Here is a 19,106-nt window from a genome sequence, read left to right on the forward strand (position 1 = left end):
TGAGCGCCCGGGCCCCTTCGTCCGTCCGGCCCCGGTAACCCCGTTGTGCCCGGACGGGGCGCCTGGGCCGCGGTCAGGCCGGGTTCGCGCTGCGGAACGCGCGGCGGTAGGTGTCGGGCGGGACCCCGACGACGCGCTTGAACTGGCGCCGCAGGGTGGTGGCCGTACCCATGCCGGTGGCGACGGCGACCGCCTCGACGGTGTCGTCGGTGGCCTCCAGCAGTTCCTGGGCGCGGCGCACGCGCTGGGTCAGCAGCCATTGCAGTGGCGTCCGGCCGGTGACCGCCCGGAACTGCCGGCCGAGGTGGCGCGGGCTCGTGCCGGCCCTGCGCGCCATGTCGGTGACGGTCAGCGGCCGGTCCAGGCGCTGCTGCGCCCAGGCGAGGAGGTCGGCGAGCTGGTGGTCGCCGCCGCTGGCCTGGACCGGGGTGGCCACGAACTGGGCCTGGCCGCCGGGCCGGTGCGGAGGCATGACCAGACGGCGGGCGACGGCGTTGGCGACGGCGGCGCCGTGGTCGAGGTGGACCAGGTGCAGGCACAGGTCCACGGCGGCGGCCTTGCCCGCGGCCGTGAGCACGCTGCCGTTGTCCGTGTAGAGCACGTCGGGGTCGACCTCGGCCCGTGGATGACGTGCGCCCAGTTCCGCGGCGTGCGCCCAGTGGGTGGTGGCCCGGCGGCCGTCGAGGAGGCCCGCGGCGCCCAGGACGAAGGCACCGGTGCACAGGGAGGCGATGCGGGCGCCCGCCTCGTGGGCGGCGCGCACGGCGTCGACCAGCTCGGGCGGCGGAGGTTCGTCGATGTCGGCGCAGGCGGGCACGATCACGGTGTCCGCCCGGGCGAGGTGCTCCAGGCCGTGGTCGGGCTCGACGGTGAACGGGCCGACGCGCAGCGGGCCGGGGCCGCAGAGCAGTACGTCGTACCAGCCCTGCGGGGCGTCGGGCGGGGGATTGCCGAAGATCTCGTGGGCCACCGCCAGCTCGAAGTGCAGCAGGTGACCGGCGGCCGCCAGGGCGACGGTGGGCATGTCCGAAAGTGTACGGGTGCTGTCGTTCCGGACCCTCACGTCCGGGCCCGGACCGCCCCGAGACTGGGTTCATCGAGCCGCACAGAGCGCACAGAGCGCACAGAGCGCACGGGCCGCAGCGGACGCAGCTGACACAGGGGACGGGGAGAACGCGATGAACACGGTGGACGGCACGAGGGACAGGGCGACTGCGGCGGGCGCGGTGGTGGTCTACGGGGCGACGGGACACACCGGTCGTTTCATCGTGGCCGAGCTGCGCCGGCGCGGCATCGCCACCGTCGTCTCCGGTCGCAGCGCGACGCAGTTGGAGGCGCTGGCGGCCGACGGCGGCGCGGACGTGCTCGTCCGCCCGGCCACCGTGGACGACCCGGCCTCCCTGGACCGTGCCCTCGCCGGAGCGGCGGCCGTCATCAACGCCGCCGGACCGTTCGCGGTGACGGGCGGCCCGGTCGTCGAGGCGGCCCTGCGCGCGGGGATCCCGTACGTCGACGTCGCGGCGGAGATCGAGGCGAACGCGGCGATGTTCGCCGACCACGCGGTGGCGGCCGGCAAGGCGGAGGTGCCCGTGGTGCCGGCCATGGCCTTCTACGGGGGCCTGGGCGACCTGCTCGTGAGCGCGGCCATGGGGGAGCGGACCGCGGCGGACGAGGTGCACGTCGCGTACGGGCTGAGCAGCTGGCAGCCCACGGCGGGCACGCGGGAGGCCGGTGCGGTGTCCCACGAGCGCCGCGCGGGCCGCCGGGTGCGGTTCACGGGCGGCGCGCTGCAGTACCACGACGACGAGCCGGCGGAGCAGGAGTGGCTCTTCCCGGAGCCGCTGGGCCGGCGGAAGGTGATCGCGGAGTTCACCATGGCCGACGTCGTCACGGTGCCCAGTCACGTGGCCGTGCCCGAGGTGCGCACCTACATGGCGGTGGAGGCGGCGCGGGACCTCGCCGGGGCGGACACACCGGCGCCGGAGGCGGTCGACGACCTCGGCCGCTCGGACCAGACCTTCGTCGTCGACGTCCTGGTCCGTGCGGGCGGCGCCGAGCGCCGGGCCACGGCCCGGGGCCGGGACATCTACGCCGTCACCGCGCCCCTGGCGGTGGAGGCCGTCGAGCGGATCCTGTCCGGGCGGACCCGGACGACGGGTGTGGCCTCGGCCGCGGCGATGTTCGACGCCCCGGACTTCCTGCGGGCGCTGGCCCCGTACCTGTCGGTGGAGCTCGCGCACTGACCGTCCGGCGCGATCGGCAGGACACCCCCTGGGGCGGGTGGCGCCCGGGCCCGGGGGAGCCGGGCTCTACCCTTGTCCGGACTGCTGTCGATGCTCGAAGAGGCGACTGAAGATGAGCGCGTACGGATCCTTCCCCGGTTCGCGGCCCCGCCGGCTGCGCACCACCCCGGCGATGCGGCGGATGGTCGCGGAGAACCGGCTGCACCCCTCGGACCTGATCCTCCCGGCGTTCGTCCGGGAGGGCATCAGCGAGCCCCTGGCGATCTCCGCGATGCCGGGCGTCGTGCAGCACACCCGGGACACGCTGCGGAAGGCCGCCGTCGAGGCGGTCGAGGCGGGGGTCTCCGGGATCATGCTGTTCGGTGTCCCGGCGGACGAGAACAAGGACGCGCTGGGCACGGCGGGCACCGAGCCGGACGGGATCCTGCAGGTCGCCATCCGCGACGTGAAGGCCGAGGTCGGGGACGACCTGGTGATCATGTCGGACCTGTGCCTGGACGAGTACACGGACCACGGCCACTGCGGTGTGCTGGACGAGAACGGGCGCGTCGACAACGACGCGACGCTGGAGCGGTACGCGGAGATGGCGCAGGTCCAGGCGGACGCGGGCGTCCACGTGGTCGGGCCCAGCGGGATGATGGACGGGCAGGTCGGCGTCATCCGTGACGCGTTGGACGAGACCGGGCACGAGGACGTCTCGATCCTCGCCTACACGGCGAAGTACACCTCCGCCTTCTACGGTCCCTTCCGCGAGGCCGTCGCCTCCTCGCTGCAGGGCGACCGCAAGACGTACCAGCAGGACCCGGCGAACGCCCGGGAGTCGCTGCGGGAGCTGGCCCTCGATCTGGAGGAGGGTGCGGACATGGTGATGGTCAAGCCGGCCGGTCCCTACCTCGACATCCTCCACCGGGTCGCGCAGGCGGTGGACGTACCGGTGGCGGCGTACCAGATCAGCGGTGAGTTCGCGATGATCGAGGCGGCGGCGGAGAAGGGCTGGATCGAGCGCGACCGGGCCATTCTGGAGACCCTGCTGGGTATCAAGCGGGCCGGCGCCGACACGATCCTCACGTACTGGGCGACCGAGGTGGCGGGCTGGCTGCGCGAGACCCGCTGAGGCTGTGGCGGGCGGCCTGCCGGGCGGTCGCGTGGGCGGTCGGGCGGGAACGCCGACGGGGCGGCGTACGCCGACCGGGTGTCGGAGTGACGCCGCCCTGGGGCGGAACGGGCCGTGCTGTCATGCCGGTTACTTCGGGTCGCGGTTGAAGTTCGCCGTCGACCAGCGGTAGCCGAGGGCGATCAGGGCGATGGACCAGGCGAGGGCGAGCCAGCCGTTGTGGCCGATCTCGGTGCCCAGGAGCAGGCCGCGCAGGGTCTCGATGGCGGGTGTGAAGGGCTGGTACTCGGCGATCGGCTGGAACCAGCCCGGCATCGCGTCGATCGGGGTGAAGGCGCTGGAGATGAGCGGCAGCAGGATCAGCGGCATCGCGCTGTTGCTGGCGGCCTCGGCGTTGGGACTGGCCATGCCCATGCCGACGGCGATCCAGGTGAGCGCCAGGGCGAAGAGCGAGAGCAGTCCGAAGGCCGCGAGCCATTCCAGGGCGGTGGCGCCGGTGGAGCGGAAGCCGATGGCCACGGCGACGGCGCCGACGAGGACCACGCTGGCGATGGACTGCAGGACGCTGCCGACGACGTGTCCGATGAGTACGGAGCCGCGGTAGATCGCCATCGTGCGGAAGCGGGCGATGATCCCTTCGGACATGTCGGTGGACACGGACACGGCGGCCCCGATGACGGTGCTGCCGATGGTCATCAGCAGGATGCCGGGGACGACGTACGCGATGTACTCGGAGCGGCCGGCGCCGCCCATGCCCGCGCTCATCACGTCGCCGAAGATGTAGACGAAGAGCAGGAGCAGCATCACCGGGGTGAGCAGCAGGTTCAGGGTCAGCGACGGGTAGCGCCTGGCGTGCAGGAGGTTGCGGCGCAGCATCGTGGAGCAGTCGCGGGCGGCGAGGGCGAGGGAGCTCATCGGGCGTTCTCCTGGGTCTGGTGGGGGATGCGGGTGCCGCCGCCGGTGAGGGCGAAGAACACGTCGTCGAGGTCGGGGGTGTGGACGGTCAGCTCGTCCGCCTCGATGCCGGCCGCGTCGAGCCGGTCGAGGACGGCGCGCAGCTCGCGCTGGCTGCCGTCGCTGGGGATCTGCAGGGAGAGGGACTCCTCGTCCCGGGTCACCTCGCCCAGGGCGAGGACGGCGGAGCGGTAGGCGGCCGGGTCGGTGAAGCGGAGCCGGACGTGTCCGCCGGGGATGAGGCGCTTGAGTTCTTCGGCGGTGCCCTCGGCGGCGATCTTCCCGTCGTTGAGGACGGCGATGCGGTCGGCGAGCTGGTCGGCCTCCTCCAGGTACTGGGTGGTGAGGAAGACGGTCACGCCGCCGGTGACGAGCTCGCGGATGATCTGCCACATGGTGTGGCGGCTGCGCGGGTCGAGGCCGGTGGTCGGTTCGTCGAGGAAGATGATCCGCGGGCTGCCGACCAGGGTCATGGCGATGTCGAGGCGGCGCTTCATGCCGCCGGAGTAGGTGGAGGCGGGCTTCTTCGCGGCTTCGACGAGGTCGAAGCGTTCCAGGAGTTCGGAGGTGACCCGCCGCCCCTCGTGCTTGGACAGGCGGTGCAGGTCGGCGAGGAGGAGCATGTTCTCCTCGCCGGTGATCAGCCCGTCGACGGCGGAGAACTGGCCGGTGACACCGATCGAGGCGCGGACCGCCTGGGGGCGGGTGGCCAGGTTGTGGCCGGCGACGTACAGGTCGCCGGCGTCGGGGGTGACGAGGGTGGAGAGGATCTTGACGGCGGTGGTCTTGCCGGCGCCGTTCGGGCCGAGCAGGGAGAAGATCGTCCCTTCGGGGACGGCCAGGTCGATGCCGTCGAGGACGGTCTTGTCGCCGTAGGACTTGCGCAGCCCGTTCGCCGCGATCGCCAGGTCGCTCATGCCGGTCATGTCGGTTCTCCTTAGAGGCTGCGGGCGGTGATGTCGCCGTGGGCGGTGGTGGCGCGGATCGTCAGGCCGGCGGCGCCGCTGTTCTTGAGGGTGTTGTGGATGCGGCCGTAGGTGGTGCCGGCATCGAGGGAGGCGGAGACTCCGCGGGCGGCGCCGACGTTCACATCGCCGGAGAGGGTGGAGAGTTCGAGGTCTCCGCCGGTGGCCTCGGTGATGTGGAGGTCGCCCTTCTGGGTGCTGATCGCGGCGTTGCCTGCGAGGCGGCCGACGGTGATGTCGCCGGCCTGGAGGGTGAGGCGGGCGCCGGCGGTCTCGTCGAGCTTGACGGTGCCGTGGGCGGCTTCGTAGGTGACCTCGCCCAGGCGTCCGACGCCGCGGAACTCGGCGCTGGCGGCCTTGGCTTCGATGCGGGAGCCGGCGGGGAGCTGCACGGTGACCTCGACGGAACCGGAGTTGCCGAGGATGCGGTTCTTGGCCGGCGCTGCCGCGATCCGCAGGACGCCGTCCGCGTATGCGGCGGTGGTCTGCTCGGCGGCCTTGACGTCGCGGCCCTTGGAGGCGTCGGCGGGGAGGATCTCGACGGTGGTGTCGGCCCGGTCGGCGGCGATGAACCGGATGCGTCCGGCGGGGATGTCCAGGACGGTGGTGACCGGGGTCGGGGTGGCGAACTTCTGCATGGTGATTCTCCTTCTTCCGCGGCGGGCGCTCCGTGCGCCCTGCCGTTTCTGATGAGTGAAAAGCTACGTTGCGTTCGATGTTCTGGCAACGCACTCGTTGCGTATCAATGCAGAAGCTGCAGGTCGGAGGCTGAATTTCATTGCAATGGTTTCGCGCTTAACGCAACAAGCGAGGTGTTGTTCGTTGCAATGAAATGGAGGTGAACGCTATAGTGGGGGACGCCACGGACTACTACGGACCACCACGGACGATCACGAAGGAGACCGCGATGCCGGGAGGCAGGCTCACCCAGCAGGAACGCCAGCAGATCGCGCTGGGACTGGCCGACGACCTCGCGTACGCCGAGATCGCCAGGCGTCTGGACCGTCCGACCTCGACGATCTCGCGCGAGGTCATGCGCAACGGCGGCCCCAACGGCTACCGCGCCGACCTGGCCCACCGCGCCACCGAACGCCGCGCCCACCGCAGGCAGCCCGTGCCCCGAGGAGCCGAGGCGCCTCCGCAGGCCCACGGGCGCGACGCCGAGGCGGTGCGCGAGTACGAGGAGGTGTTCACCGACGTCCTCGTCCGGGCGGGGACGCCGAAGATGATGGCCCGGGTGATGGCCTGCCTGTACATAACGGACTCGGGCAGCCTCACCGCGGCCGAACTCGTCCAGCGCCTCCAGGTCAGCCCGGCGTCCATCTCCAAGGCGATCACGTTCCTGGAGGGCCAGGGCCTCGTCCGCAGGGAACGCGACGAACGCCGCCGCGAGCGGTACTTCGTCGACGACGACGTCTGGTACCAGGCGACGATCGCCTCGGCCCGTGTCAACGAGCAGATCATCGCGACCGCCCGCCAGGGCGTGAGCATCCTCGGCCCCGACACCCCGGCCGCCAACCGCCTGGAGAACATCGCCCGTTTCATGGACTTCGTCTCCGAGGGCATCACCCGCGCCGCGGAACAGGCCCGCGCGGTCCTCCACACGAAGCCCGCGACACCCCCGGACGACGAGGCCTGAGCCCGGCTCCCGGCTCGCGTCGTACGGGCCGCGGGCGCACTCTGGAGGGAGGGTGACCTCCTGGAGGTGATGCACCATGGCCACGCTCGTCGGGTGGCATGTGGAGCTCGAATTCACCGAGGAGGGCCACCGCACCAGTGCGGCGGCCCTGGTCAGGCTCGGGGACGGCTCCGAGATCAAGGCGCGGGGCTATGCCTTGCGCCATCCCTCCGACCCGGAGCAGCTGAGGGTCGGGGAAGAGATCGCGGGCGCTCGCGCGCTCATGGATCTCGCGTCGCAGATGTTGCAGAAGGCCCACGCCGAGATCGACGAGGCGACGGGCCGTCATTCGTACCCGCTCAACCGCTGAGCGGCAGAACTCCTTCGGCTTCCCGCCGAGCGGCTCCCCCGGGGTCGCTCGGCGGGAAGCGGTCAGCGGGTCCGGGTGCCGAAGAGGATGCCCGCCAGGGTCACCGCCGCGGCCGTGATGGCCGCGCACCAGGTCAGGGCGATCCACGGGGCGTCCCCGGCGGGCTGGTCGAGGAGCAGGGCGCGCAGGGATTCGATCACCGGGGTCAGCGGCTGGTGGTCGGCGAAGCCGTGGAGCCAGCCGGGCATCGTCTCGATGGGGACGAACGCGCTGGACGGGTACGGCAGGAACATCATCAGGAAGGTGAACCCGCCTGCAGCCTCCGGTGACTTGGCGAGCAGCCCGAGCGCGGCCGCCAGCCACGAGATCGCCGTGATGTACGTCAGCAGCAGGGCGGCCGCGGCGAGGAAGGCGGCCGGGCCCGCCTGGGGCCGGAAGCCGATCGCGAGGGCGACGGCGAGGACCAGGGCGGTGGAGATCAGGTTGCGCACCACGGAGGCCGCGACGTGCCCGGCGAGGATCGGGATGCCGCCGATGTCGAGGGAGCGGAAGCGGTCGATGACCCCGTTCGTCATGTCCTCGCTGACGCTGACGGCGGTGGAGGCCGCGCCGAACCCCGCGCAGAGCAGCATGGCGCCAGGGACCACGTACGTCACGTACGCCGTCCCGGTGTCGATGGCCCCGCCGAAGAAGTAGACGAAGATCAGCATCAGCATGACGGGCAGCATCAACGCGGCGATCAGCGCGTCGGGCCGGCGGCTGCTGATGCGCAGGCTGCGGCCTGCCAGGGCGAAGGCGCTCACGGGCATGGCGGTCATCGGTGGGCTCCCGTCAGGGCGAGGAAGACGTCGTCGAGGGTGGCGCTGCGCAGGGTGAAGCGGTCGACCGCGGTGCGGTCCGGGTCGAGTTCGTCGAGCAGCGCCCGGACGTGGGAGGCGCTCCCGTCGGTGGCGAGGCCGAGGGTGAGCTCGTCCGGGGCGCGGTGGACCGCGCGCGGGCTGAGGGTGTCGTAGGCGGCCCGGTCCGTCAGCGTGAGGTCCAGCCGGTGGCCGGCGACGCGCGACTTGAGGGCGGAGGGCGTGCCCTCGGCGGCGATCCGTCCGTCGGCGAGGACGGCGACGCGGTCGGCGAGCCGGTCGGCCTCCTCCAGGTACTGGGTGGTCAGCAGGACGGTGGTGCCGTCGGCGCGCAGTTCCCTTACGAGGTCCCACACGTCCTGGCGGCTGCGCGGGTCGAGGCCGTTGGTCGGCTCGTCGAGGAAGATCACCTCGGGGCGCGAGACGAGGCTCGCGGCGAGGTCGAGCCGCCGCCGCATACCGCCCGAGTACGTCTTCGCCGTGCGGCCGGCCGCTTCCGTGAGGCCGAACCGGGCGAGGAGCTCGTCGGCACGGCTGCGCGCGGCGCGCGGGGAGAGCCCGGCCAGGCGGCCCATCATGCGCAGGGTCTCGGCGCCGGTCAGGAGCTCGTCCACGGCGGCGAACTGGCCGGTGAGGGAGATCAGTTCGCGGACCCGGGAGCGTTCGGTGGCGGTGTCGTGCCCGGCGATGCGGACGGTGCCGGAGTCGGCGGCGGTGAGGGTGGCCAGGATCCGGACGGTGGTGGTCTTGCCGGCGCCGTTGGGACCGAGGAGGGCGAGGACGCTGCCGCGCGGGACGGGCAGGTCGATGCCGTCCAGGACGCGGAGGTCGCCGTAGGACTTGGTGAGGCCGGTCGCGTGGATGCCGAGGCCGCCGGAGGCGTGTGCGGTCATGGGGACGGTGCTCCCTTCGCCGTTTCTGCGTATGCCTTACGCTCTTCTGTGTAAGTAATACACAGAACTAGGATGGGGGTCAATCGAGGAGTGGGCGGTCATGGCGGAAGAGGACAGCGAGACCGGGCTCCCGGCGAGCCTGGAGATGGCCTGGGGCCTGCGCGAACGCCCCGGCAAGGGGCCGCGCCCCACGCTCACGCTGCCGAAGATCGTGGAGGCTGCCGTGACGCTGGCCGCGAGTGAGGGCATGGACGCCGTCTCCATGGGCCGGGTGGCCAAGGAGCTGGGCGTCTCGACGATGTCCCTCTACCGGTACGTCACGGCGAAGGAAGAGCTCTACATCCTGATGTCGGACGCGGGCGTCGGCGCCCCGCCGCCGGTCGCCGCCGGCGAAGGCGCGGGTTGGCGGGAGCTGCTCTCGGAGTGGGCGTACGCGCAGCGGGCCGTCCTGATGGCCAACTCCTGGATCCTGCGCATCCCGCTCACCGGGGCACCCGTCAGCCCGAACCAGCTCGCCTGGATGGAACGCGGGCTCGCCTCGATGGCCGGCACGGGTCTGAAGGAGGGCGAGAAGCTCTCCACGATCATCCTGATCGGCGGCCTGGTCCGGAACGAGGCCACCATGGCGGCGGACATGATCGACGCGATCGTGAAGTCCGGGGCCGCCCCGGACCAGGTGATGGCGCAGTACCTGCGGACCCTGCGGCTGATGACCGGCCCGGACACGCACCCGGCCGTGACGCGGCTACTGGAATCCGACGCGTTTTCGGGCGCCGGCGAGCCCGACTTCCAGTTCGGCTTCGGCCTGACCCGCATCCTGGACGGCCTGGCGGACCTGATCGCCGAGCGGGCCGTTCGCTGACAGAGCCGGTGCTACCGGCTGACCCAGCCGGTCAGCTGCGCCCAGCTCGCCGGGGTGAGCTCCAGGACGGGGCCGTCCTGGACCTTCGAGTCCCTGACGTGGACCGTGTCCGGACCGGTGGCCATTTCGAGGCATGCATCGCCGTCGCCGCCGCTGTGGCTGGACTTGAACCACTTCAGTTCGGTGCTCATAGCTCTCCTAGCAGGCGGTCCAACAGGCCCTGTGTCTGGACGGTGTTGAGGGCCTGAGTCCGCAGCATCGCATACCGGCGAGCCATGATGCTGACCTCCTCGGGGTCTGAGATGAGCCTGCTGCCACGCTGGCTCTCCGAGTATCCGAGGTGCTGGTGGGTGGGGGTTTCCAGGAGGATGAAGGGGCCGTCGAGGGCTGCGTGGGCGGACTGGTCCAGCGGCATCACCTGGATGGAAACGTCGGGAAGTTCCGTACAGGCGAGCAAGTGGCGGAGGAGCTCACCGTGGACCTCCCGGCCGCCGATGCGGTGGCGGACGGCGGGCTCCCAGATGATGAAGCTCAGGGTCGGTGGCGTCTTGCGGTGCAGGATCTCCTGCCGGGCCATGCGGCGGGCGGTCAGCTCCTCGATGGTTTCCGAGGGGTGCGCCGGTACTCGGCACCTGAAAAGGGACCGGGCATAGCCCTCCGTTTGGAGGAGCCCCGGCACCCGCTGGCCTTCGTACCAGGACAGGGTGATGGCCTTGAGCTCAAGAGCCAAGTACTCCTCGGCCCAGGGCGGTGTCGTGTCGATCTCGGGTAGTTCCAGCGCCGCCACCGTCAGCAGGCCCGGCAGGCCCAGGTGGAGATCCATCAGCTCGGCGACATTCGGCATCAGGGCACGCCTGCCCTGTTCGATGGAGGCGATGGTCTCCGCATCGAGCCGTACGAGCTCTCCCAGTTGCTTCTGGGTCAGGTTCTTGGCGATGCGGGCGGCGGCCACCATCGCTCCGACCATCTTCATGGTCGTCGCGTTCGGCCGTACTCGTTTCCTCGGTGGCATGACAGCGAACTCCCCACCCGCGCAGGCGCAATACCCCGCGCGGACCCGTACTCATCGAGGAGTACGGGTCCGCGCCCGGCCACACGCTAGTCACGCAACGCGACGATCGTCCTGTGAATCCAACTATTCAGGCGGCCCTCGTGCGTGAGCGGCTCCACCCGCGCTCGCCCCGAACCGTCCCAGCTGCGCGCCAGTTCACACGTGACACCTTGCAGGCGTGGGGCGCCGTCGACCGCCTCGACGACATGTTGCTCTGCGTGAGCGAGCTCGCGACCAATGCCCTGCGGTACGGCGTCCCGTCCGGCCGCGGGTACCTGCTGCGGCTGTTCGGCTTCGAGGACGCGACCCTGCGCATCGAGGTGCACGACAGCGGGCCCGGGCTGTCCCGGATCACCGGGCGGCCGCACGGGCGCGGCCTCACCCTCGTCGCCGCGCTCGCCGACGACTGGGGGGTGCTGGCGCGGACCCCCGGGAAGGTCGTCTGGTGCGAGTTCCGGACGGGGAGGGCGCACGGGGAGGGCGTCCCCCGTGCGCCCGGCCGCGTTACGCGGGCTGCTCCGGCATCGTCGCCGTGATCACTGCGAAGGGGGCGCCCTGCGGGTCGGCCAGAACGGCCATGCGGCCCGCCACCATGTCGAAGGCGGGGGCGAGGGCGGTGGCCCCGGCCCCCACGGCGGCGGCCTGGATCTCGTCGACGTTGTCGACGTGGAAGTACGGCAGCCAGTGCGGGGGAGTGCCGGGGGGAGCCTTGTCCAGGTTCATCATCCCGCCGACCGCGCGGCCGGCGGCCTTGAACTCCGTGTAGCCCTCGGCGCCCGGCATCGTCGAGGCCGCGGTGGAGACCGGCAGGACGGCGGAGTAGAACGCGGCCGCGGCGGGGACGTCGCTCGTGCTGAGCTCGTTCCAGACGAGGGCCCCGTGCTCGTTGACGATGCCCGCGCCGTCGAAGGAGCCCGGCTCCCACAGGCCGACCACGGCGCCGGTCGGGTCGGCGACGACGGCCATCCGGCCGAGGTCCATGACGTCCATCGGGCCCATCAGGACCGTGCCGTGCGCGTCGGTGACGGACTTGATCGTGGGGTCGATGGCGTCGGTGGACAGGTACGTCGTCCACACGGTCGGCGGCATCGGGTCGGGGACGGTGCCGTCCGGGTTCATGGCCTTCATGATGCCGGCGACGGGCCGGCCCTTGAGGGTGCAGACGGAGTAGCCGCCCTGCTCGGCGGGGCCGACCTCGCCCTGCCAGCCGAAGAGGCCGCAGTAGAAGTCGAGGGCGGCCTGCTGGTCGGGGGCCATCAGGTCGATCCAGCAGGGAGTGCCGGGCTTGTAGGGGCCGTTCATGTCGGGCACGGATGCCTCCGGTGGCGGATGCGGGGAAGGACGGGCCGTCCCCTACCCGGCCCGTACGGCCCGAATCGAGCCGTACGGGTGAACAGTTGGACCGCGCTGCCCGCTCCTACTGCCAGAAGATCTCCTCGACCACGATCTGCGGCTCGGCCACCCGGGGGAGGAACGTGAAACGGATCCAGCCGCGGAAGCCGTCGAAGTACGCGATGTGCGGGCCCCGGGGGACGGTGGACCGTGCGGGTTCCACGTTTTCCCCGCGGTACGGGGCGTGCGACGTGCGCAGCACGAAGAGGACTTCCCACAGCGCCTCGCGGGCAGCTTCGGGCAGACCGAGCCGGTACTTCTCGGCGTCCTGCGTACAGTCCACGGCCCACGGCGGCCCGGTGAACTCTTCGCTCACTCGCCGGGCTCCCGCTCGCGCAGCTCGTGGCGGATGCGAGAGGCCTCGTCGAGGAGTTTGCGGGCCGCTTCGGCGTCCGTGGCTTCGGCCGCCCGCTTTTCGAGATCGCTGACATGGCGGTCCAGCCCGGGGTCGCGTGCGAGGGCGTACTCGCCCCACCAGCGGGCCATGAACGCGGGCACCGGTGCGATGTCGTAGGCGTCGGCGATCTGCTGCCGCCAGGCGTTGTCGAAGTCGGGCAGCAGCGCCGGAGCGTGGGCGGCTATGGCGGCGCGCAACGCCTTCGGCGTGTACTCCGGCATCGGCGGCACGGACCCGCCGGGCTCAGGTGTCGCGGTCGTCATTTCCGGTTCCTCCTCGGATCGGACACGTCCACCCTAGCCGTCGGGGTCCGGCCGCGGCCGGGGAACGCGACGGCCCCCGGGGCGGATGCGCCGGGGGCCGTCGCGTGGAGCAGGCGAGGAGATCAGAGCTTCTCGGGGGTGCGGATGCCCAGGAGGGACATGCCCTTCGTCAGGGTGCGGGCGGTCAGGTCGCACAGGAAGAGGCGGTTCTCGCCGACGACGAGCTCCGGCTCCGGCTTCACGACCGGGCACTGCTCGTAGAACGTCGTGAACAGCGACGACAGCTGGTACAGGTACGCGGCCACCTTGTGCGGGGCGTGGTCCGCGGCCGCCTCGGCGATCAGCTCGCCGAAGTGGTCCAGGTGCAGGCCCAGCGCGCGCTCGGCCGGCGCCAGCTCCAGCTCCGGGTGCGCGACCGGCTTGCGGTCGCCGGCCCGGCGCAGGATCGACTTGATCCGGGCGTACGCGTACTGGAGGTACACCGAGGTGTCGCCGTTCAGCGAGACCATCTGGTCCAGGTCGAACTTGTAGTCGCGCGCCGCCGAGGTCGACAGGTCGGCGTACTTCACCGCGCCGATGCCGACGTACTGACCGTTCTCGACGATCTCCGCCTCGGTCAGGCCCACCTTCTCGGCCTTCTCGCGCACGACCGCCGTCGCCCGCTCCACGGCCTCGTCCAGCAGGTCCACCAGCCGGACCGTCTCGCCCTCACGGGTCTTGAACGGCTTGCCGTCCTTGCCGAGCACGGTGCCGAAGGCCAGCTGGACGGCCTTGACCCCGTCGTTCAGCCAGCCCGCCCGGCGCGCCGTCTCGAAGACCATCCTGAAGTGCAGGGACTGCCGCGCGTCGACCACGTAGATCAGCTCGGTCGCACCCAGCTCGGCGACCCGGTTGCGGATCGCCGACAGGTCGGTCGCCGCGTAGCCGAAGCCGCCGTCCGACTTCTGCACGATCAGCGGGGTCGGGTTGCCGTCCGGGCCCTTGACGTCGTCGAAGAACACGCAGAGCGCGCCGTTGGAGCGGACGGCGACGCCCGACTCCTCCAGGAGCTTGCAGGTCTCCACGAGCATGTCGTTGTACCCGGACTCGCCGACCACGTCGGGGTCCTGGATGTCCATGTCCAGCTTGTTGAAGACGGAGTAGAAGTAGATCTTCGACTCGTCGACGAACCGCTGCCACAGGGAGAGGGTCTCCGGGTCACCGGCCTGGAGGTCCACCACCCGGGCCCGGGCCCGCGTCTTGAACTCCTCGTCGGAGTCGAAGAGCGCGCGCGACGCCTTGTAGAGGCGGTTCAGGTTGGACATGGCCTCCTCGCCGGAGACCTCCGCGTCCGACTTGTGGTCCAGCTCGTGCGGGTGCTCCAGCAGGTACTGGATGAGCATGCCGAACTGGGTGCCCCAGTCGCCGATGTGGTGGCGACGGACCACCTTCTCGCCCGTGAACTCCAGGATCTCCACCATCGCCGCGCCGATCACGGCGGAGCGCAGGTGCCCGACGTGCATCTCCTTGGCGACGTTCGGCTGCGCGTAGTCGATCACCGTGGTGCCCGGGTTCGCCGCGAGCGGGACGCCGAGACGGTCGTCGCCGGCACGGGCGGCGAGGGTCTCGATGATCGCCCGGTCGGTGATGGTGATGTTGAGGAAGCCGGGGCCGGAGACCTCGATCTCCTGGATCAGGTCACCGGTCGGGATGCCCTCGACCACGGTCGTCGCCAGCTCGCGCGGGTTGGCCTTCGCCTTCTTCGCCAGCGCCAGGATGCCGTTGGCCTGGAAGTCGGCCCGGTCGCTTCGTCGCAGCAGCGGGTCCGCGGCACCGGCCTCCGGCAGGGCGGAGACGAGGGCGTCCGCGACGCGCTGATTGACGGAAGAAGCGAGGGAGGGGACCGAGGCCATGAGCTGCCGTTCCTGTGAGGTTGTGCCGGTGGGTGCACTTGGTTGTTCCGACAAGTGCCGAGTATCCCACGAGGGGGCTGCCCCTTTCCCGGGATAACCACGTCCGCCGAGCAACCCCGGAGCGTCCTGTTCCGTCTGGGAGAATGGCTGAAGCCAGCATTCGAGGATAGAAGGACGTGTCGTGGCTCAGAGCAGCACCGAGACCGACTGGGTCTCCCGTTTCGCGGACGAGGTCATCGCCGAGGCGGAGCGCCGAGCACCCGGCAAACCTGTCGTCGTCGCGTCCGGACTCTCCCCCTCCGGCCCCATCCACCTGGGCAACCTCCGCGAGGTCATGACCCCCCACCTGGTCGCGGACGAGATCCGCCGCCGGGGCATCGAGGTCCGCCACCTGATCTCGTGGGACGACTACGACCGGTACCGGAAGGTGCCCGCGGGCGTGCCCGGCATCGACGAGTCGTGGGCCCAGCACATCGGCAAGCCGCTGACCTCGGTGCCCGCACCGGCCGGGTCCGCGCACCCGAACTGGGCCGAGCACTTCAAGGCCGTCTTCGTCGAGGCCATGGCCGAGATGGGCGTGGACTACGACCCCATCAGCCAGACCGAGCAGTACACCAGCGGCGTCTACCGCGAGCAGGTGCTGTTCGCGATGAAGCACCGCGGCGACATCGACGCCATCCTCGACCAGTACCGCACCAAGCAGAAGCCGGGCGGCAAGAAGCCCCAGCAGAAGCAGGTCGACGAGGCCGAGCTGGAGGCCGCCGAGGGCTCCGGCGCCGCCGCCGAGGACGACGGCAGCACCGGCGAGGGCGGCTACTTCCCGTACAAGCCGTACTGCGGCCAGTGCGGCAAGGACTTCACCAAGGTCACCTCGTACGACGACGAGACCACCGAGATGACCTACGTCTGCACCGAGGACGAGTTCACCGAGACGGTCAAGCTCAGCGAGTTCAACCGCGGCAAGCTCGTCTGGAAGGTCGACTGGCCCATGCGCTGGGCCTACGAGGGCGTGATCTTCGAGCCCTCCGGCGTCGACCACTCCTCGCCCGGCTCCTCCTTCCAGGTCGGCGGCCAGATCGTGCACATCTTCGGCGGCGAGCAGCCGATCGGACCGATGTACGCGTTCGTCGGCATCAGCGGCATGGCCAAGATGTCCTCCAGCAAGGGCGGGGTCCCCACCCCGGCCGACGCGCTGAAGATCATGGAGCCGCAGCTGCTGCGCTGGCTCTACGCCCGCCGCCGCCCCAACCAGTCCTTCAAGATCGCCTTCGACCAGGAGATCCAGCGGCTCTACGACGAGTGGGACAAGCTGGAGGCCAAGGTCGCCGACGGCTCCGTGCTGCCCGCCGACGCCGCCGCGCACACCCGCGCCGTACGCACCGCCGCCGCCGAGCTGCCGCGCACCCCGCGCCCGCTCCCGTACCGGACGCTCGCCTCCGTCGCCGACATCACCGCCGGCCACGACGAGCAGACCCTGCGCATCCTGACCGACCTCGACCCGACGCAGCCCCTCACCTCCCTCGACGAGGTACGGCCGCGCCTGGACCGCGCCGAGAACTGGATCACCACCCAGGTCCCGGCCGACCAGCGGACCCTCGTACGCGAGGAGGCCGACACCGAGCTGCTGTCGTCCCTGGACGACGAGGGCCGCGAATCGCTGCGGCTGCTCCTCGACGGCCTCGACTCGCACTGGTCGCTCGACGGGCTGACCACGCTCGTCTACGGCGTCCCGAAGGTCATGGCCGGGCTGGAGCCCGACGCCAAGCCGACGCCGGAACTCAAGGTCGCGCAGCGGACGTTCTTCGCCCTGCTGTACCGGCTCCTCGTGACCCGCGAGACCGGGCCGCGACTGCCCACGCTGCTGCTGGCAGTGGGCGCGGACCGCGTGCGCAAGCTGCTCGCCGTCTGAGCCCACCCGGGCTCGCAGGACATGCGGAAGGGCCCGCACCCCGAGGGGTGCGGGCCCTTCCGCATGTCCGCCGTCGCCCTCAGGCGATGTGCTCGGCCTCGCGGTCCTTGTGGTAACGCTGCTTGAACGCCGGGATCATCCGGCGGAGCAGGGAACCGCTGCGCGGGTGCGTCACGCCGTAACCGTCCGACAGGTGTATGTCGAGGGCCTCCGCCGACGGGTAGTCCTGCTTCTCGTCGACCAGCGCGCAGAACACCTTGTACGCCGCCTCGGCGAACTCGGCCTCGTCAGGGGTCTCGGGGCCCTCCTGCGGGGCCTCCTCCTGACGCGGGGCCGGGATCGGCAGCTCCTGCTGCGCCGGCCGCTCCTCGTCCGGGCCCATCGGGGGCAGCACCGGGGTCGGCTCCAGCCCCTCCACGTACTGCGGGTTGTAGCCGCCCTCGTACGCCGCCTGCGGCGCCAGCGGCGCGGCGAACCACGCGCTGTTGTGGGCCGCGGGCATGGCCGTCGGGTCCACCGCGAAGGCCGGCGGGACGTGCTGCGCGGCACCGGGGACAACGGGAGCGCCGGGCGCGCCGGGCGGGATCTGCCCCTGCGACTGCAGCTGGGGCTGGACGGCCTGCGGGGCCTGCTGGGCGAGCTCGGGCGCGGCGGCCAGGGCCGGCGCCTGCTGCTGGTTCTGCTGCTGGTTCTGCTCCACCGGAGGCAGCACCGCCGGCTCGATGCCCGTCGCCGCCAGCGCGTCCGGAGTCGTCTCCGCGAGCGGCACACCGATCTTCGCCAGCTTCAGCGGCATCAGCGCCTCCACCGGAGCCTTCCGCCGCCAGGAACGCCCGTACCGCGCCTGCAGGCGCGCCTGGTAGATCAGCCGGTCCTGCTCCATCGTGACCGCCTGCTCGTAGGAGCGCAGCTCCCACAGCTTCATCCGGCGCCACAGCTTGAAGGTGGGTATCGGCGACAGCAGCCACCGCGTGATGCGCACACCCTCCATGTGCCGGTCCGCGGTGATGTCCGCGATCCGGCCCACCGCGTGCCGGGCGGCCTCCACCGTCACCACGAACAGCACCGGGATCACGGCGTGCATCCCGACACCCAGCGGATCCGGCCAGGAGGCCGCACCGTTGAACGCGATCGTCGCCGCCGTCAGCAGCCACGCCGTCTGGCGCAGCAGCGGGAAGGGGATCCGCATCCAGGTCAGCAGCAGGTCCAGGGCGAGCAGGACGCAGATGCCCGCGTCGATGCCGATCGGGAACACCAGCGAGAAGCTGCCGAACCCCTTCTGCAGGGCGAGCGCACGCACCGCGGAGTACGAGCCCGCGAACCCGATCCCGGCGATGATCACGGCTCCCGCGACCACGACGCCTATGAGTATCCGGTGCGTACGAGTCAGTTGCATCGCGGCCACCCGCGATCCCCTCCCCTTGTCGAGCACATACCGAGCGCAGAGTGCTGAGTGCTGGCGCCGGTGCGAGGCACTTACCGCGCCTTTACCGAGCTGCAGCAGGCACAGCGTACGGGTGACCGGATGTCAACGCCCAAGGGCCCCGCCCCGCGACCTCCCCTACTGGGGCTTCGGGGACTGCGGCGCCTCCGCCGGGGCCTTGTTCGCCGCGCCCACCGAGGCCACAGCCTCCTTGGCGGCCGCGACCGCGTCCTGGAGCAGCTTCGCGTGGTCCGGCGCACCGGCACCCTCGAGCCCCGCACCGTTGTAGTCGAGCGTGATCACCACGTTCTGGGTGCGCGCCACGACCGTCGTGTTGAAGTGGTCGTTGCCGTCCTTCTTCACCGTGTAGACGACCGACGTCCCCTGGTCGCCGGTCTCACCGACGGCCTCAGCCTTCGGGTCCTGCGCGCCCTCGGTGGTCTTCGCGACCTCCACCTGCTTGTTGAACTGCTCCTCGGCACGCTTGTTGGCGTCGCCGAGCGTGGCGTGCGAGTCGGAGCGGAAGAAGGAGAGCGAGAGCCAGCGGTACTGCGAGCCCTTCAGGCCGTCCTCGTCCAGGCCCGTCCAGTAGCAGCTGACGCGGGTGGCCGGGTCGTTCGACGGGGTCGCCGTACCGTTCTTGTCCTTCGCCTCCGGGACGAGCGTGTCTATCGTCGCCGTCTGGACCGCCTTGCAGGCGTCCGGGAGGGTGGCGAAGGCCGCCTTCTCCAGGGTCTTGGACGACTTCGGGTTGGGCTTGGCCGACGAGGACGAACCGGACTTCTTGTCGCCTTTCGCGCCCGAGTCCTTGCCCGAGTCGGACGAACACCCGGCGACGGTGAGGATCACCGGGACGGCTGCGCAGGCGAGAACGCGGGTGAGGCGCGAGGCTGATCGGTGCAT

21 protein-coding genes are annotated in these 19,106 nt (G+C 71.2%); 7 read left to right on the forward strand and 14 right to left on the reverse strand.

Annotated features, from left to right (window positions below; translation table 11 throughout):
• Window positions 1–73: 73 nt before the first annotated feature.
• Entirely contained in the window at window positions 74–1,024 is a 951-nt protein-coding gene (locus tag OG444_RS22085) for a GlxA family transcriptional regulator (RefSeq protein ID WP_327263812.1), read from the reverse strand.
• Window positions 1,025–1,178: 154 nt separating this feature from the next.
• On the opposite strand from OG444_RS22085, the gene OG444_RS22090 reads away from it, so the two are divergent.
• Together OG444_RS22090 and hemB are read left to right on the forward strand one after the other, a co-directional pair.
• Window positions 1,179–2,243, forward strand: a complete 1,065-nt coding sequence (locus OG444_RS22090; RefSeq protein ID WP_327263813.1) for a saccharopine dehydrogenase NADP-binding domain-containing protein — start codon at window positions 1,179–1,181, stop codon at window positions 2,241–2,243.
• Between the two features lie 112 nt (window positions 2,244–2,355).
• Window positions 2,356–3,357: a porphobilinogen synthase gene (gene hemB / locus OG444_RS22095; RefSeq protein ID WP_327263814.1), complete on the forward strand. Its 1,002-nt coding sequence runs from the start codon at window positions 2,356–2,358 to the stop codon at window positions 3,355–3,357.
• 129 nt (window positions 3,358–3,486) lie between these two features.
• On the opposite strand, the gene OG444_RS22100 is transcribed toward hemB, so the two are convergent.
• The 3 genes from OG444_RS22100 to OG444_RS22110 are packed head-to-tail and all read right to left on the reverse strand — an operon-like array spanning window position 3,487 to window position 5,914.
• Complete coding sequence (locus tag OG444_RS22100) at window positions 3,487–4,272, reverse strand: ABC transporter permease (RefSeq protein WP_327263815.1); 786 nt, start codon at window positions 4,270–4,272, stop codon at window positions 3,487–3,489.
• Window positions 4,269–5,228, reverse strand: a complete 960-nt coding sequence (locus OG444_RS22105; protein ID WP_327266881.1) for an ATP-binding cassette domain-containing protein — start codon at window positions 5,226–5,228, stop codon at window positions 4,269–4,271. Before OG444_RS22105 ends, OG444_RS22100 begins: the two co-directional genes overlap by 4 nt.
• A gap of 20 nt (window positions 5,229–5,248) precedes the next feature.
• Window positions 5,249–5,914, reverse strand: coding sequence for a DUF4097 family beta strand repeat-containing protein (locus OG444_RS22110; RefSeq protein ID WP_327263816.1), 666 nt, complete (start codon window positions 5,912–5,914; stop codon window positions 5,249–5,251).
• A 269-nt stretch (window positions 5,915–6,183) separates the two neighbouring features.
• Between OG444_RS22110 and OG444_RS40800 the strand changes: the two genes are divergently transcribed.
• Together OG444_RS40800 and OG444_RS22130 are read left to right on the forward strand one after the other, a co-directional pair.
• Entirely contained in the window at window positions 6,184–6,915 is a 732-nt protein-coding gene (locus OG444_RS40800) for a GbsR/MarR family transcriptional regulator (protein WP_401273573.1), read from the forward strand.
• Window positions 6,916–6,991: 76 nt separating this feature from the next.
• Complete coding sequence (locus tag OG444_RS22130) at window positions 6,992–7,264, forward strand: DUF1876 domain-containing protein (RefSeq protein ID WP_109778371.1); 273 nt, start codon at window positions 6,992–6,994, stop codon at window positions 7,262–7,264.
• 62 nt (window positions 7,265–7,326) lie between these two features.
• Here the strand turns inward: OG444_RS22130 and OG444_RS22135 are convergent, their stop codons facing one another.
• Window positions 7,327–8,073 (reverse strand): ABC transporter permease, encoded by a 747-nt coding sequence (locus tag OG444_RS22135; protein WP_327266883.1) that lies wholly within the window; start codon window positions 8,071–8,073, stop codon window positions 7,327–7,329.
• 5 nt (window positions 8,074–8,078) lie between these two features.
• Entirely contained in the window at window positions 8,079–9,014 is a 936-nt protein-coding gene (locus OG444_RS22140) for an ABC transporter ATP-binding protein (protein ID WP_327263817.1), read from the reverse strand.
• Between the two features lie 100 nt (window positions 9,015–9,114).
• On the opposite strand from OG444_RS22140, the gene OG444_RS22145 reads away from it, so the two are divergent.
• A complete protein-coding gene (locus OG444_RS22145) occupies window positions 9,115–9,876 on the forward strand; it encodes a TetR/AcrR family transcriptional regulator (RefSeq protein WP_327263818.1) in 762 nt (253 codons plus the stop codon).
• Between the two features lie 11 nt (window positions 9,877–9,887).
• Here OG444_RS22145 and OG444_RS22150 read toward each other — a convergent pair whose 3' ends face one another.
• The gene (locus OG444_RS22150; protein ID WP_327263819.1) at window positions 9,888–10,067 is read right to left on the reverse strand and encodes a DUF397 domain-containing protein; all 180 of its coding nucleotides are present in this window, start codon (window positions 10,065–10,067) and stop codon (window positions 9,888–9,890) included.
• Complete coding sequence (locus OG444_RS22155) at window positions 10,064–10,849, reverse strand: helix-turn-helix domain-containing protein (RefSeq protein WP_327263820.1); 786 nt, start codon at window positions 10,847–10,849, stop codon at window positions 10,064–10,066. Before OG444_RS22155 ends, OG444_RS22150 begins: the two co-directional genes overlap by 4 nt.
• A gap of 179 nt (window positions 10,850–11,028) precedes the next feature.
• Here OG444_RS22155 and OG444_RS22160 point away from each other — a divergent pair, with 179 nt between their 5' ends.
• Entirely contained in the window at window positions 11,029–11,463 is a 435-nt protein-coding gene (locus tag OG444_RS22160) for an ATP-binding protein (RefSeq protein WP_327266884.1), read from the forward strand.
• Here OG444_RS22160 and OG444_RS22165 read toward each other — a convergent pair.
• From OG444_RS22165 to argS, 4 genes are all read right to left on the reverse strand, one after another.
• Window positions 11,432–12,229, reverse strand: coding sequence for a VOC family protein (locus OG444_RS22165; RefSeq protein ID WP_327266885.1), 798 nt, complete (start codon window positions 12,227–12,229; stop codon window positions 11,432–11,434). The two genes, OG444_RS22160 and OG444_RS22165, sit on opposite strands and share 32 nt — an antisense overlap.
• 115 nt (window positions 12,230–12,344) lie before the next feature.
• On the reverse strand, window positions 12,345–12,635 hold the full coding sequence (locus OG444_RS22170) for a hypothetical protein (protein WP_327263821.1): 291 nt from the start codon (window positions 12,633–12,635) through the stop codon (window positions 12,345–12,347).
• Window positions 12,632–12,979 (reverse strand): DUF6247 family protein, encoded by a 348-nt coding sequence (locus OG444_RS22175; protein WP_327263822.1) that lies wholly within the window; start codon window positions 12,977–12,979, stop codon window positions 12,632–12,634. The genes OG444_RS22170 and OG444_RS22175 overlap by 4 nt, the downstream gene beginning before the upstream one ends.
• Window positions 12,980–13,101: 122 nt before the next feature.
• Window positions 13,102–14,871 carry an arginine--tRNA ligase gene (argS, locus tag OG444_RS22180; protein WP_327263823.1) on the reverse strand — a complete coding sequence of 590 codons (1,770 nt, stop codon included), beginning with the start codon at window positions 14,869–14,871 and terminating at the stop codon, window positions 13,102–13,104.
• A gap of 181 nt (window positions 14,872–15,052) precedes the next feature.
• Between argS and lysS the strand changes: the two genes are divergently transcribed.
• Window positions 15,053–16,780, forward strand: a complete 1,728-nt coding sequence (gene lysS, locus OG444_RS22185) for a lysine--tRNA ligase (protein ID WP_327263824.1) — start codon at window positions 15,053–15,055, stop codon at window positions 16,778–16,780.
• A 79-nt stretch (window positions 16,781–16,859) separates the two neighbouring features.
• Here lysS and OG444_RS22190 read toward each other — a convergent pair whose 3' ends face one another.
• Window positions 16,860–18,176, reverse strand: a complete 1,317-nt coding sequence (locus tag OG444_RS22190; RefSeq protein WP_327263825.1) for a DUF2637 domain-containing protein — start codon at window positions 18,174–18,176, stop codon at window positions 16,860–16,862.
• A 165-nt stretch (window positions 18,177–18,341) separates the two neighbouring features.
• Entirely contained in the window at window positions 18,342–19,106 is a 765-nt protein-coding gene (locus OG444_RS22195; protein WP_327263826.1) for a DUF3558 domain-containing protein, read from the reverse strand.

The organism is Streptomyces sp. NBC_01232, from assembly GCF_035989885.1.
Classification (GTDB): domain Bacteria; phylum Actinomycetota; class Actinomycetes; order Streptomycetales; family Streptomycetaceae; genus Streptomyces.

Bases quoted from the DNA above. Each gene is read 5' to 3' on its own strand.
- hemB (WP_327263814.1), top strand. From the start codon at position 2,356: ATGAGCGCGTACGGATCCTTCCCCGGTTCGCGGCCCCGCCGGCTGCGC.
- OG444_RS22175 (WP_327263822.1), bottom strand. From the start codon at position 12,979: ATGACGACCGCGACACCTGAGCCCGGCGGGTCCGTGCCGCCGATGCCG.
- OG444_RS40800 (WP_401273573.1), top strand. From the start codon at position 6,184: ATGCCGGGAGGCAGGCTCACCCAGCAGGAACGCCAGCAGATCGCGCTG.
- argS (WP_327263823.1), bottom strand. From the start codon at position 14,871: ATGGCCTCGGTCCCCTCCCTCGCTTCTTCCGTCAATCAGCGCGTCGCG.
- OG444_RS22085 (WP_327263812.1), bottom strand. From the start codon at position 1,024: ATGCCCACCGTCGCCCTGGCGGCCGCCGGTCACCTGCTGCACTTCGAG.
- OG444_RS22110 (WP_327263816.1), bottom strand. From the start codon at position 5,914: ATGCAGAAGTTCGCCACCCCGACCCCGGTCACCACCGTCCTGGACATC.
- OG444_RS22130 (WP_109778371.1), top strand. From the start codon at position 6,992: ATGGCCACGCTCGTCGGGTGGCATGTGGAGCTCGAATTCACCGAGGAG.
- OG444_RS22150 (WP_327263819.1), bottom strand. From the start codon at position 10,067: ATGAGCACCGAACTGAAGTGGTTCAAGTCCAGCCACAGCGGCGGCGAC.
- OG444_RS22105 (WP_327266881.1), bottom strand. From the start codon at position 5,228: ATGAGCGACCTGGCGATCGCGGCGAACGGGCTGCGCAAGTCCTACGGC.
- OG444_RS22135 (WP_327266883.1), bottom strand. From the start codon at position 8,073: ATGCCCGTGAGCGCCTTCGCCCTGGCAGGCCGCAGCCTGCGCATCAGC.
- OG444_RS22140 (WP_327263817.1), bottom strand. From the start codon at position 9,014: ATGACCGCACACGCCTCCGGCGGCCTCGGCATCCACGCGACCGGCCTC.
- OG444_RS22145 (WP_327263818.1), top strand. From the start codon at position 9,115: ATGGCGGAAGAGGACAGCGAGACCGGGCTCCCGGCGAGCCTGGAGATG.
- OG444_RS22090 (WP_327263813.1), top strand. From the start codon at position 1,179: ATGAACACGGTGGACGGCACGAGGGACAGGGCGACTGCGGCGGGCGCG.
- OG444_RS22100 (WP_327263815.1), bottom strand. From the start codon at position 4,272: ATGAGCTCCCTCGCCCTCGCCGCCCGCGACTGCTCCACGATGCTGCGC.
- OG444_RS22155 (WP_327263820.1), bottom strand. From the start codon at position 10,849: ATGAAGATGGTCGGAGCGATGGTGGCCGCCGCCCGCATCGCCAAGAAC.
- OG444_RS22190 (WP_327263825.1), bottom strand. From the start codon at position 18,176: ATGCAACTGACTCGTACGCACCGGATACTCATAGGCGTCGTGGTCGCG.
- OG444_RS22195 (WP_327263826.1), bottom strand. From the start codon at position 19,106: ATGCACCGATCAGCCTCGCGCCTCACCCGCGTTCTCGCCTGCGCAGCC.
- OG444_RS22165 (WP_327266885.1), bottom strand. From the start codon at position 12,229: ATGAACGGCCCCTACAAGCCCGGCACTCCCTGCTGGATCGACCTGATG.